This is a genomic window from Mesorhizobium sp., from assembly GCF_017306585.1.
Classification (GTDB): Bacteria; Pseudomonadota; Alphaproteobacteria; order Rhizobiales; family Rhizobiaceae; genus Mesorhizobium.
In genome coordinates, this window is sequence record NZ_JAFKIC010000126.1 from 24,469 (window position 1) to 37,177 (window position 12,709).

Consider the following 12,709-nt stretch of genomic DNA (forward strand, 5'->3'; position numbering starts at 1 on the left):
GGGCTAATTTCCCCGTTAAATCATTATTTTGCTGTTGAAATTTTGGCTGGGGAACCTGGATTCGAACCAGGACTAACGGAGTCAGAGTCCGTGGGTCTACCGTTAACCTATTCCCCAGCAAGCGCGGTCATGAACCGCGCGGGCCGAACGGCTGAGCCGCTTGAGCGCTGCCTTGTAGCCGCCAGCGGAAAATAGTCAAGCCTGCTTTGCGGTTCAATCTCAAGGTTTTCGCGGCCGGTTTGCGAACCCGTTCCGGATACCGGGCGCACAGTTCGCAAATCCGACCAGTGCCTCAACTCTGCTTCCTGCTGAACTGCGATCGCTCGAAGAACAGCACGACGCCCAGGCCGAGAATCAGCGGGATGATGAGATAAAACAACCGGAACACCAGTAGCGCCGCCAGCACGCCCACCGGAGCCATGTCGGAAAGTCCGGCCAGGAATACCACTTCGAACACGCCAAGTCCGCCGGGCGCGTGCGAGATCTGCGCCACCGAGAAGGCGACGAGGAAGACGCCGAGCACGACGAAATAGCCGGGGTTGTTCGCCTCGGGCAGGGCGAAGAAGATGATGGCACCCGCCGCCAGCAGTTCGATCGGGCCGATCAGCAACTGCCGCGCCACGATCGGCAGCGCCGGGTAGTGGATCTGGAAACTGGCGATCTTGAGCGGCCGCAGATGCAGCCAGCTGCCGAAGACATAGGCGGCGACGATCAGCAGCATGGCAAGGCCCGCCGCCTCCGACAGGCCATGATGGGCAATACCCGAAAAGCGATCGATGATCTCGGGCTCGAACACCAGCACCAGCCCCGCGGCCATGATCGTCGACAGCACGAAGGTGATCCAGCAGATCGCCACCAGCACGCCGACATCCTGGCCGCTCAGCCCCCTTGTGCCATAGGCGCGGTAGCGGATGACGGCCCCGGAAAACACCGAACCGCCAATATTGTGCGACAGCGCATAGGTGGTGAAGGAGCAGAGCGTCACGAACAGCCACGACACCCGCTTGCCGATATGCAGAAGCGCGATGTGGTCGTAGCCGGCCAGCGCGGCGTAGGCGACGACGGAACTCAGCGCCGCGAGGATCCAGCCGCGCGTTGGGATGGCGGCCAGCCCGTCCCAGACATCGTCAAGCGAAATGCCGCGTAATTCATGCCAGAGCAGGAGCAGCGAGAAGATCACCGCGGCGATGCCGACGACCGGCCAGAAATAGCGTCTCCAGTTCATTGCCTGACTGCCATGCGTTCGTGCCCGCTTCCTTTTCTGTCGAGAGGCCTGGTGCCCCGGATTCCCCACTTCATTTCAGGAATGCCTCATCGAAGCCGGCTATTCAACCGCGAACACTTGTCGCGCCTGAGGTCGGAGCCGGTTTGCCGGCACTGGCATGGTCCCAAAAGCGCCGGCAGGCCGTGATGCCGCCTGCTTTGAAACGGGAATGTTCATCATGTTGCGCTAGCAATCCAGGCTTGCCGATACATTACGTGCGCCGGCCCCGATGCGGTTTCCCCGGCCCTGCCGGCAAAATTCGCACGCGGCGCTCTTGGTGATCGGGCGCGGCACTGTTAGTCTGACCGCAACTTAAAACACTGAAGCGCCTGCAGCGTCCTTTACCGGTTCGCGCGGCGCTGGAAGGAACGACAGTGGAAGACCGCGACACCGGCGCCGGCGCGCCGGAGGTAGGCGCGTCCAGCGCTTCCCCAGGCTCTTCAGGCCAGGGGAACTGGCAGCAGCGCCGTCCGCCGGAGCCACGCTCCGCCAATGGACAGGCGGGCGACGCGTCCCAGAAGGGCAAGCCCAAGAAGCGGCGCAAGCGAAGGCGCGGGCGCAAGGTTTTCGCGCGCGATGAGGCGCGCCCCGAGGGGAATCGGTCTCCGGCATCGGGTAAACCCGCCAGCCCGGATCTGAAGCAGGCGCAGACTCCGGCAATCTCGATCACCGCTCCGGCATCGCGTCCGGAACAAGGCGCGCGGCGCCCGCCCGTGCACGAGCTTCCAGTCTTCGCGGCTCTCGATCTCGGTACTAACAATTGCCGGCTGCTGGTCGCGGTGCCGACACGTCACGGACAGTTCCGCGTCATCGATGCCTTTTCGCGCATCGTGCGGCTGGGCGAGGGGCTCACCGCCAATGGCCGGCTCGGTCAGCCGGCGATGGACCGGGCCGTCGAGGCGCTGAAGATCTGCGGCGACAAATTGCGCGGCCGCAAGATCAGGAAGGCGCGGTTGATCGCCACCGAGGCCTGCCGCTCGGCGGCGAACGGCGTCGAATTCCTGGAGCGCGTCGAACGCGAGGCCGGCCTGAAGCTCGAAATCATCGACCGCCAGACGGAGGCGCGTCTCGCCGTTTCCGGCTGCGGCTCGCTGGTCGAGCGCGACACACAAGGCGTCGTGCTGTTCGACATCGGCGGCGGCTCCTCCGAAATCGCGCTCATCGACCTGACCGGGCGCCGGTCGCCAAGGCTTGCCAACCACATCGTCTCATGGACCTCGCTGCCGGTCGGCGTCGTCTCGCTGGCCGAACGCTTCGGCGGCCGCACCGTGACGCGCGAGATCTTCAATGCGATGGTCGACGACGTCGCGGGCCGGTTGGCCGGTTTCGACGGGCGCGACCGGCTGAGTCACCTCAAGGCCAGCCCCAACTTCCATCTGCTGGGCACTTCCGGCACGGTGACGACGCTTGCCGGTGTCCATCTCGATCTCGACCGCTACGACCGCCGCCGCGTCGACGGCCTGTGGATGGACCGCGACAGCGTCGACCGCATGGTTGAAAGGCTGGTCGGCTGGGATTTCCAGCAGCGCTGCGCCAATCCCTGCATCGGCGCCGATCGCGCCGACCTGGTGCTGGCGGGCTGCGCTATCCTTGAAGCGATCCGCGCCGTCTGGCCTTCGGAGCGGCTGCGCGTCGCCGACCGGGGCTTGCGCGAAGGCATATTGAGCGAACTGATGGCCGACGACGGCGTCTGGCGCAACGACGGGCGAGGCAGGGCATGATCATGCTCGAACAAGAAACCAGCCGATGACCAAGAAACCGGAAAAGCCGGGTTCCGCCGGCATTCGCGTGCTGAAGACGCGGATCAAGAAGAAAAGCGGCCTCAAGGAATCGTCGCGCCGCTGGCTGCAGCGCCACATCAACGATCCCTATGTCCAGAGGTCGAAGGCCGACGGCTACCGTTCGCGCGCCGCCTACAAGCTGATCGAGATCGACGACAAGCACCACCTCCTGAAGCCCGGCATGAAGGTTATCGACCTGGGTGCTGCTCCCGGCGGCTGGTGCCAGGTCGCGGCCGCGCGCACGAAATCGACGGCGGAAAACCCGCATGTCGTCGGTATCGATTATCTCGAAATGGACGCCGTGCCCGGCGCGCCGGTCCTGCTGATGGATTTCCTCGACGCGGATGCGCCGCAAAAGCTGTCCGAGGCGCTTGGCGGCGATCCAGATGTCGTGCTGTCGGACATGGCCGCGCCAACCACCGGCCACAAGCGCACCGACCACATCCGCACCATGCATCTGTGCGAAGTGGCGGCCGATTTCGCGGTGTCGGTGCTGAAGCCGGGCGGGCATTTCCTGGCCAAGACGTTTCAGGGCGGCGCCGAAAACGAGCTGCTTTCGATGCTGAAGAAGAATTTCCGTTCGGTCCACCACGTCAAGCCGCCGGCATCGCGCGATGAGTCGGTGGAGCTTTACTTGTTGGCGAAAGACTTCAAAGGGCGCGCTCCTCCTTCTCCCCTTGTGGGAGAAGGTGTCGCCGAAGGCGACGGATGAGGGGTGTTCCAGCGGAGTGAGGCGTTGGTATTCCCTGGAACACCCCTCATCCGTCTCGGCGCTTCGCGCCGCTCCACCTTCTCCCAGAAGGGGAGAAGGAAAAGCCGTCCTCACTTCCCGGCGCCACTCGGTTCCAGCGTCTTGGGTGTCGTCAACCGGCCATGTCCAGACACCGCGTTGCCGGCATCGGGCGCCAGCCGCATGAACGACAGCGACGCCGCCGCCGACACCGCCGCCACGATGAAGAAGGCGATATGGAAGTCGGCGAGCCGCAACGGCCCGCCATGGATCGACGTCGAGACTTCCAGGATGCCGCCGGCCAGCGCCACGCCGAGCGCGATCGAGAGCTGCTGGAAGACGGCCGTGATCGGCGTCGCCTTGCTGGTATCCTCGGCCGAAACCTCGGCATAGGAAAGCGCATTGACGCCGGTGAAGAACATGGAGCGGATGAAGCCGCCGACCAGCAGGATCGCAAGCATCAGCACGTAGGGCGTGTCGGGCGTGAACAGCCCGTAAATGGCGATCGAGGCTGCGGCAACCAGCGAGCCGAGGATAAGCACCCGGCGGAAGCCGGCCAGCCGGAAAATCAGCGCCGTGACGAACTTCATGCCGATCGCGCCGACGGCCGAGACGAAGGTGATCATGCCGGATTGGAACGGCGTGAGGCCGAAGCCGATCTGGAACATCAGCGGCAAAAGGAACGGCACCGCGCCGATGCCGATGCGAAACAGCGAGCCGCCGAGCACCGATGAGCGGAACACCTGGTTGCGGAACAGTTCGAGCGCAAGCAGCGGATTCCTGGCGCGGCGCGCATGCATCAGGTAGAGCGCGCCCGACACCACCCCGACGGCCACGGTGATGAAGCCCGTCGCCGGCGGTAGATAGGGCAGGCTGACCACCGACAGGCCGAAGACGACGCCGGATGCGGCCAGTCCGCTCAGCACGAAGCCGATAAAATCGAGCGGCGGCGTTTCCATCGATTCGGTTTCGGGCAGAAAACGGGTCGCCAGCCAGATGCCGATCAGGCCGATCGGCACATTGATCAGGAAGATCCAGTGCCAGGTAAAATAGGTGGTGATGAAACCGCCGATCGGCGGCCCGACAAGCGGACCGACCAACGCCGGAACCGTCAGCCATGACATTGCGGCGACCAGATCGCTCTTGGGCGTCGCCCGCACCAGCACCAAGCGTCCGACAGGGGTCATCATCGCGCCGCCAATGCCTTGCAGGAAACGCGACACCACGAAGGCCGGCAGCGAGCCGGAGAAGGCGCAGGCGACCGAGCCGACGATGAACACCGCGATCGCGGCGCGAAAGACGTTCTTGGCGCCGAAGCGGTCCGCCATCCAGCCGCTGATCGGGATGAAGATCGCCAGCGACACCAGATAAGCGGTCAGCGCCAGCTTCAGTGCGATCGGGCTGGTCTGGATATCGACCGCGATCGCCGGCAGCGATGTCGCGATGACGGTCGAATCCATGTTCTCCATGAAAAGAGCGACCGCCAGTATGAGCGGAATGATGCGGTTCAACGAACGCGTCCAGGCTTCAAATCTTGTCGTCGGCCGGGAGGCGGGCCGATATGAGAGGCGGTTATCACGGCTTTGTTGCGATGTCGCATTAATTTGCTGTCACTTTTGTGCGACCGCAACCCGTGGTGGCGTCCGTCAGGATAAACCCCATACTTGGTGAATCCCCGCAATCATCGGCTTTTCATCGGCGCCGCGACGTGGTACCAGCCAGCGCCAATCCTGAAAGGGAAGATGAGAGTCGGCGCTGCCCATCCCGGTCCAGCGCTTTTCCGCATTCAAAGGACTGGCTATGGCAAAAATCATCGAAACGTCCACCGGCGCACTGGCGCTGACCTTTGACGACGTGCTGCTGCAGCCCGGCCATTCCGAAGTCATGCCGGGCCAGACCGATATTCGCACCCGCATCGCCGGGGACATAGATCTCAACGTGCCGATCCTGTCGGCGGCCATGGACACTGTGACAGAAGCGCGCCTGGCCATCGCCATGGCGCAGGCCGGCGGCATCGGCGTTATTCATCGAAATTTCTCGCCGGCCGAACAGGCCGAGCAGGTGCGCCAGGTCAAGAAATTCGAATCCGGTATGGTGGTCAACCCTGTCACCATCGGCCCCGACGCCACGCTCGCAGACGCGCTTTCGCTGATGCGCACCTATTCGATCTCGGGCATTCCGGTGGTCGAGAATGGCGGCACGGGCGGACACAAGACCGGACGTCTGGTCGGCATCCTGACCAATCGCGACGTGCGCTTTGCTTCCGACCCGGCGCAGAAGGTCTATGAATTGATGACGCGTGAGAACCTGATCACGGTCAAGGAGAATGTCGACCAGGACGAGGCCAAGCGGCTTCTGCACCAGCACCGCATCGAAAAGCTTGTCGTCGTCGACAAGAAGGGCAATTGCGTCGGCCTGATCACCGTCAAGGACATCGAGAAGTCGCAGCTCAACCCGCATGCCACCAAGGATGCGCAGGGGCGCCTGCGTGCCGCCGCCGCCACCAGCGTCGGCGATGACGGCTTCGAGCGCGCCGAGCGGCTGATCGAGGCCGGCGTCGACCTTCTCGTCATCGACACCGCGCATGGCCATTCGCAGCGTGTGCTGGATGCCGTGACGCGCGCCAAGAAGCTTTCCAATTCGGTCCGCATCCTGGCCGGCAATGTCGCGACCGCCGAAGGCACGAAAGCGCTGATCGACGCCGGCGCCGATGCCGTCAAGGTCGGCATCGGTCCGGGATCCATCTGCACCACCCGCATCGTTGCGGGCGTCGGCGTGCCACAGCTTTCGGCCATCATGTCGGCGGTAGAAGCCGCCCACAAATCAGGAGCGTCGGTGATTGCCGACGGCGGCATCAAATATTCCGGCGATCTGGCCAAGGCGCTCGCCGCCGGCGCCAGTGCGGCCATGATCGGCTCGCTGCTCGCCGGTACCGATGAGAGCCCGGGCGAGGTCTATCTGCACCAGGGCCGCTCCTTCAAGGCCTATCGCGGCATGGGCTCGGTCGGCGCGATGGCGCGCGGCTCGGCCGATCGCTACTTCCAGGCCGAGGTCCGCGACACGCTGAAACTGGTGCCGGAAGGCATCGAAGGGCAGGTTCCCTACAAAGGACCTGTGTCTGGCGTGCTGCACCAGCTTGCGGGCGGCCTGAAAGCCGCTATGGGTTATGTCGGTGGCCGCGACCTTGCCGATTTCCGCGAACGCGCCACCTTTGTGCGCATATCCAATGCCGGACTTCGTGAAAGCCACGCCCATGACGTCACGATTACCCGCGAAAGCCCGAACTATCCCGGCGGAGCCTGATCAATACGGGCTTGGGCGGAGCCTGACGGCGACGGTCCTGCGGCTGTCGCGCCACGCGGGCGCCTTGTGTTTCCTGTCGGCGGCGGTGTTCATCGCCATGACGCTGCTGGAGTTCTTCTATTTCCGCCAGTTGAGCGGCGGCCTGCCGTCGCTCGACATGCGCTATTTCGGCTTCACACCCGACGAAGGCATGGCCTGGCTGACAGCGCTTGGCCGGCGCGGCGGCGAGATCATTCTTGTCTGGCACTATCTGACCTTCGATCTCCTGTTCCCGGCATTGCTGTCGCTGACTTTGGTCAGCCTGATCCTGGCAACCGGTCGGCGGCTGAAGAATTTCCGCGTGCTGCCGCCGCAGGCGCAGTCGATCTTCGCCCTGGTTCTGGTCTTGCCCTACATGATCGCGGACTATGCCGAAAACCTTGCCGTGGCGCGGCTCCTGTCGGATTTCCTGTCGGCCAATCCGGATTCGCTGTCTTTCGCTTCGGCCCTGATCGTCACCAAATTCGCGCTTCTCGTCATCCCGGTGGCCGTCATTGTGGTCTTCTGGCTGGTGAGCCAGAAAAGCCAGGCTTGAGGCCTGACAGGGCAGGGGAGATTTCATGAACCAGACAACGATCTTCTGGCCAATGCTGGCGCATGTGCTGCTGATCTATATCGTCTATGCGGTGCTGGGCCGCCGCAGATATGTCGCCGTCAAGTCGGGCGAAGCCAAGGTCAGCCAGTACAAGGCGCGCTCGACCGAACCGGCCTCCTGCGTCAGCGTCGCCAGCAATCTCAGCAACCAGTTCGAACTGCCGGTGCTCTTCTATGCGCTTTGCCTGACGCTGCACATGACCAACGGCGTCAACTATCTGACGCTGGCCCTGATGTGGATTTTCGTCGCCTCGCGCTATTTCCACGCCTGGGTCCACCTGACCAGCAACGATCTCTTGCTGCGCAGCCGGTCCTTTTTCGTCGGCGCGGTCATCATCCTGCTTGGCTGGATCTGGTTCGCGCTGCATCTGCTTGGCGCGGTCTGAGGGAACGCCACGGCTGGTTCCCTTCTCCAGCAATAACCGTAGAAGGGAGAGGCAGGCGCTATAGATCGAACACCGCGATCTTGCGCTTGTCGAACTTGATGCCGATCTGGCCACGCACCAGCTTCAGCGCCTGTTCGCCGAAGACCGCGCGTCGCCAGCCTTGCAGAGCCGGAACATCCGCCTCCTCGCCCTCGGCGGCGATGCGGTCGATGTCGTCGCTGGAGGCCAGGACTTTCGAGGCCACGCCCTGCTTTTCAGCAATGATCCTGAGCAGCACCTTCAAAAGTTCCGCGGCCGCGCTCGATCCTTCCGGAGGCTGGAAATTCTTCGGCAGTTTCGGCATCTGGTCCTTGGGCAGCGAGAGCGCGGTGTTGACGGCCACCAGCAGCGCTGTCGCCGTGGAAGAGCGCTCCCAGCCCTTTGGCGTGGTGCGCAATTTGCCGAGTGCCGCAGCGTCGCGCAGCGCCTGCTGCGCGATCTCGTAGATCGCGTCGTCCTTGAGCACGCGGCCGCGCGGCACGTCGCGTTCGCGCGCCTCGCGCTCGCGCCAGGCCGCCACCGCCTGCACGATCGCCAGTTCCTGCGGCTTGCGCAGCCGCATCTTCAACCGCTTCCAGGCATCCTCCGGATGAGGATCATAGGTCTCGCGCGAGGTCAGGACGTCCATTTCTTCGTTCAGCCAGTGAGCACGGTTTTCGCGCGCCAGCTCGGCGCTGAGGTGCTGATAGACCTCGATCAGATGGGTGACGTCGGCCAGCGCATAGTCGAGCTGCTTGTCGGAAAGCGGCCGGTGGCGCCAGTCGGTGAAGCGTGACGACTTGTCGAGCCGCGCGCCGGTGACGCGCTGCACCAGCTGATCGTAGGAAACGCTGTCGCCGAAGCCGCACACCATCGCCGCCACCTGCGTATCGAAAACAGGGTGTGGAACGAGATCGCCGAGGTGGACGATGATTTCGATGTCCTGCCGCGCGGCATGGAATACCTTCACCACCGCTTCATTGGCCATCAGCCTGAAGAAGGGGGCGAGGTCGATGTCCGGTGACAGCGGATCGATCAGCGCCGTGACGCCGGGGGCGGCCATCTGGATCAGGCACAGGATTGGCCAGAAGGTCGTTTCGCGGATGAATTCGGTGTCGACGGTAACGAAACTCGACTTTTCGAAAGCGGCGAGAACGGTCTCGAGTTCTTTCTGGGTGGTGATGACGTGCATCAAATCGCTTTTGGCAGGAGTAGGGTCTTCCTAGATTTCAGCCGGAAAGGCTTTCGTCAAGCTGTGGCTCGCCTCTCAAGACCTCTCCGGCCCGTCCGGATCACTGTTTCTTCTGGCCAGCCGCGCGAAAACGGTCGAGGTGCGCAGCAGCGCCGTGAAGCGGCTGCGCTTGCCCGCAGGCACGCCGGAACGCGCCCGCATGCGGTAGACGATGACGGCGATGAAGATTGCATAGACGATGGCGCTGAACACGAAGAGCGCGCTCGGCCCGAAATACTGCATGGCCGTGGAGGCCGCGAATGGCCCGCCAATGGCGCCGAACGAGTAAAACAGCATCAGCGCAGCGTTGATCAGAACGAACTCGCCCGTGTCGGCACGGTCGTTGGAATGCGCCGCCGACAGCGAATAGAGCGGCATTGCGAAACAGCCGAAGAGGAAGACGATGGTAAAATTGAGCATCGGATTGCTGCCGGCGATGAACGCCAGCGCCAGCGCCGCCAGCATGGCGCCGCATGTCGTCATCAGCAGCACCCGGCGCCGGTCCCAGCGGTCCGAGAGGTAGCCGAGCGGATACTGGATGATGGCGCCGCCGAAAATGCCGACGCTGACGAAAGTGACGACATCGGCGACCGACATGCCGATCTGTTCGGCATAGACCGGCGACAAGGTGCGGAACGCGCTGTTGGTGACGCCGACGGCAATGCAGCCGAAGCAGCCGAGCGGCGATATCCGCCAGACGCGCGCCAGGTCGAGCTTGACCTCTTCCGGCGGCGTCGGGTTGGAGCGGTCGCCGAGCGAAACCGGCACCAGCGACAGCGTGATCATGATCGACATGATGGCGAAGATGGTGAAGCCGCCGGCTCCGAAAACGGGGATCAGGAACTGTGCGCCGGTAACCGATCCCGTATCCACCATCCGGTAGATCGCCAGCACGCGGGCACGGTCCTTGTTGGTGACGCCTGAATTCAGCCAGCTTTCGACGATGGTGAACAGCCCGGCGAAGCAGAAACCGCCGGCAAAGCGCACCGCGCACCACATCACCGGATCCAGCACCAGCACCAGAAGCAGCGTGCCGACCGAGGCGATCGCCGCCAATGCCGAAAACGCCCTGATATGGCCGACCGCCTTCATGATGCGGGTGATCGCCAGACAACCGAGCAGGAAGCCGGCGAAATAGAACGTGCCCATCAGGCCGATGTCGGAGGGGGAAAACCCTTCCTGCGCACCGCGCAGGGCGATCAGCGTGCCCTGCAATCCATTGCCGCCGAGCAATATGCCCGCGGCGAGAAGGAGAGGGATCAACGGGCGGATGGAGGACATGAAAGGCAATCACATAACGGTGATCCCTTCTTGAACCATCGGCCTGGTCAATGCCAGCAACAAATCGGGGCGGAGATCAATCGGTATCGGTGTATCCGCCAGGCTTCGGCACGGGATGACGGGCGCCGGCTTCGCGCCGTCCTGAGCCAAACAATCCCGTTGCTCCCGATGCGACTGCAATGCCGGACAGAACCGCGACAAGCCCGACAATCAGCTTCGCGCTCACCTGCTCGCCCAGGAAGAAGACGCCGAAGATCGATGCGGTTATCGGATTGACCGCGACGGAAACGGCAACCAGCGTCGGCGCCGCGCGTCGCAGCGCGAATGCCCAGAGGAAGAAGATGAGGGCGCCGCAGATAATGGCCAGGTATCCGGCCGCTATCCACTGAGGTATGCCAAACGTGGCAAGCCGCGCGAAGCCTCCGCTTGAAGCCACCAGGGCGGACAGGCAGACCGCGCCCACGCCCATGCCGAACGCCACGAACGGGATGGGCGCGGTCCGGGACAGAAATGGTCGCGACCAGACATTGTAGAGCGCCATGCACAACGCGGCCGCCACCATGAGCAGGTCTCCGCGCCACGCCCCCTGCGGCGCGGATGCCAGGCTTGTGCCGAGGGCGATCGCTACCCCGCCCATGGCGATCAGGACGCCGGTGATCTTGCGCGCGGTCGGCGGCTCGACCCGCAGAACCGCTCCGGCAATCATGGTGAGCAGAGGCAGTGTGGACAGCGCCAGGGCTCCACGCGCGGCGGTCGTGTAGACAAGCGCTGCGTTGAACAACACCGGAAACAACCCGAAGAACAGGACACCCAAGGCACCAGCGCCGGGCCAGTCGCGCATCGGCGGCCAGGTATCGCGGCGCGCCAGCGCCACGGCGGCGAGCACGAGAAATCCGCCGCCAAACCGGATCGCGCCGATCGTGAGCGGATCGAGCCGGCCTGCCAGATATCGTGTCGCGCCAACGGCGGTACCCCCAAGAGCGCTGGAGAGAATCGCCGCCAATATTCCCAGAGTTTCCATGGTTCCTGACCTGTAAGTCCGGGACCAGCGATATCGGTGGGGCGGCCAGAAAGGAATCGAATAAGTTCAATGAGCTTGATAAGGTTTCACTATGAGCATACCCAGCCTCGATCCGGAGCTGCTGCGAGCCTTCGTCGTTGTCGCCGAGCGCCTGTCCTTCACGCGGGCCGCCGAGCAGCTTAATCGAACGCAGGCCACCGTCAGCCTGCAAGTGAAACGTCTCGAGGAGCGCCTCGAGATCGCCTTGTTCCATCGTTCGACAGCTCGTGTTGAACTCACGGCCGCCGGAGAGGGGTTTCTGATCGACGCCCGGCGTATCCTTGCCCTCAACGAGCAGGCGGTTGCGCGTGTCTCCAGTCAGCGCGTCTCCGGGCACGTTCGCATCGGGGTCATGGAGGATTACGGCACCAAGATCCTGCCGCGCCTTCTCGCCGACATTGCCGGGCGATTTCCCCTGGTGCAGGTCGACATGGAGATCGGACTTACCGCACGGCTCCTGAAACGCCTCGGTTCGTCGTTCGACGCGGTGATCGCCATGCATCCGGAAGGCTCGTCGGGGGGTGAACTGATATGCCGTGAAAGGGCGATCTGGGCGGCGGCGAGGGCCCATGCCGTCGAGGAGCTCGACCCGCTGCCCGTTGCCTTGTCGGATCCCGATTGCCTGTTTCGCGCCTGGGCGATCGCGGCTCTCAACAAGGCAGGCCGGGCCTGGCGTTTGGCCTATGTCAGTCCGAGCCTCGCCGCCACGGAAGCAATCGTCGAGCAGGGCCTTGCGGTCACCGTGGTCAAAGGCAGTATGCTCGCGCCCGGTCTGCGCGGCGTGCATCCCGGCCTGGATATGCCGCTGCTGCCGGGAGCCGAGATACGTCTTCATCGCGCCGAAGCAGCTTCCGCGGGCGTTGCACTGGTCGTCGATCAACTCGCAAACCGCCTTCGGCTGTCGGCCTTGGGTTCATAGGTCGTCCGCAGAACCGCTATGCTGCCGTCGTCGCCTTGACAAATCCGGCCTCCCATGCGCTTTTCGCGCAAATTTTGGGCCGGGCTTCATGTTTCGGCGCACA

The 12,709-nt window shown here is 63.7% G+C and carries 12 protein-coding genes and 1 tRNA gene; 6 read left to right on the top strand and 7 right to left on the bottom strand.

Annotated elements, in window-relative coordinates; all coding sequences use genetic code 11:
- Positions 1 to 43: 43 nt before the first annotated feature.
- Both J0I79_RS11475 and J0I79_RS11480 read right to left on the bottom strand, forming a co-directional pair.
- Positions 44 to 117 (bottom strand) — tRNA-Gln (locus J0I79_RS11475).
- A gap of 175 nt (positions 118 to 292) precedes the next feature.
- On the bottom strand, positions 293 to 1,225 hold the full coding sequence (locus J0I79_RS11480; protein WP_292857855.1) for a lysylphosphatidylglycerol synthase domain-containing protein: 933 nt from the start codon (positions 1,223 to 1,225) through the stop codon (positions 293 to 295).
- A gap of 413 nt (positions 1,226 to 1,638) precedes the next feature.
- On the opposite strand from J0I79_RS11480, the gene J0I79_RS11485 reads away from it, so the two are divergent.
- Positions 1,639 to 2,985: a Ppx/GppA phosphatase family protein gene (locus J0I79_RS11485; protein ID WP_292857858.1), complete on the top strand. Its 1,347-nt coding sequence runs from the start codon at positions 1,639 to 1,641 to the stop codon at positions 2,983 to 2,985.
- 25 nt (positions 2,986 to 3,010) lie between these two features.
- Positions 3,011 to 3,757, top strand: coding sequence for an RlmE family RNA methyltransferase (locus J0I79_RS11490; RefSeq protein ID WP_292857861.1), 747 nt, complete (start codon positions 3,011 to 3,013; stop codon positions 3,755 to 3,757).
- A 110-nt stretch (positions 3,758 to 3,867) separates the two neighbouring features.
- Here J0I79_RS11490 and J0I79_RS11495 read toward each other — a convergent pair whose 3' ends face one another.
- Both J0I79_RS11495 and J0I79_RS11500 read right to left on the bottom strand, forming a co-directional pair.
- Positions 3,868 to 5,286, bottom strand: a complete 1,419-nt coding sequence (locus tag J0I79_RS11495) for an MFS transporter (RefSeq protein WP_292857864.1) — start codon at positions 5,284 to 5,286, stop codon at positions 3,868 to 3,870.
- 135 nt (positions 5,287 to 5,421) lie between these two features.
- Positions 5,422 to 5,589 carry a hypothetical protein gene (locus J0I79_RS11500; protein ID WP_292857867.1) on the bottom strand — a complete coding sequence of 56 codons (168 nt, stop codon included), beginning with the start codon at positions 5,587 to 5,589 and terminating at the stop codon, positions 5,422 to 5,424.
- Between J0I79_RS11500 and guaB the strand changes: the two genes are divergently transcribed.
- Genes guaB through J0I79_RS11515 form a run of 3 tightly spaced genes read left to right on the top strand, consistent with a single transcriptional unit; the run spans position 5,576 to position 8,097 of the window.
- On the top strand, positions 5,576 to 7,078 hold the full coding sequence (gene guaB / locus J0I79_RS11505; RefSeq protein ID WP_292857870.1) for an IMP dehydrogenase: 1,503 nt from the start codon (positions 5,576 to 5,578) through the stop codon (positions 7,076 to 7,078). The genes J0I79_RS11500 and guaB overlap by 14 nt on opposite strands.
- The gene (locus tag J0I79_RS11510; RefSeq protein ID WP_292857873.1) at positions 7,029 to 7,652 is read left to right on the top strand and encodes a hypothetical protein; all 624 of its coding nucleotides are present in this window, start codon (positions 7,029 to 7,031) and stop codon (positions 7,650 to 7,652) included. Before guaB ends, J0I79_RS11510 begins: the two co-directional genes overlap by 50 nt.
- A gap of 25 nt (positions 7,653 to 7,677) precedes the next feature.
- Positions 7,678 to 8,097, top strand: coding sequence for an MAPEG family protein (locus J0I79_RS11515; protein WP_292857876.1), 420 nt, complete (start codon positions 7,678 to 7,680; stop codon positions 8,095 to 8,097).
- Positions 8,098 to 8,155: 58 nt separating this feature from the next.
- Here the strand turns inward: J0I79_RS11515 and rnd are convergent, their stop codons facing one another.
- From rnd to J0I79_RS11530, 3 genes are all read right to left on the bottom strand, one after another.
- On the bottom strand, positions 8,156 to 9,307 hold the full coding sequence (gene rnd / locus J0I79_RS11520) for a ribonuclease D (protein ID WP_292857879.1): 1,152 nt from the start codon (positions 9,305 to 9,307) through the stop codon (positions 8,156 to 8,158).
- Positions 9,308 to 9,382: 75 nt separating this feature from the next.
- Entirely contained in the window at positions 9,383 to 10,627 is a 1,245-nt protein-coding gene (locus J0I79_RS11525; protein WP_292857882.1) for an MFS transporter, read from the bottom strand.
- 76 nt (positions 10,628 to 10,703) lie between these two features.
- Complete coding sequence (locus J0I79_RS11530) at positions 10,704 to 11,630, bottom strand: DMT family transporter (RefSeq protein ID WP_366014250.1); 927 nt, start codon at positions 11,628 to 11,630, stop codon at positions 10,704 to 10,706.
- A 109-nt stretch (positions 11,631 to 11,739) separates the two neighbouring features.
- Between J0I79_RS11530 and J0I79_RS11535 the strand changes: the two genes are divergently transcribed.
- Positions 11,740 to 12,606, top strand: coding sequence for a LysR family transcriptional regulator (locus J0I79_RS11535; protein WP_292857888.1), 867 nt, complete (start codon positions 11,740 to 11,742; stop codon positions 12,604 to 12,606).
- Positions 12,607 to 12,709 lie beyond the last annotated feature (103 nt).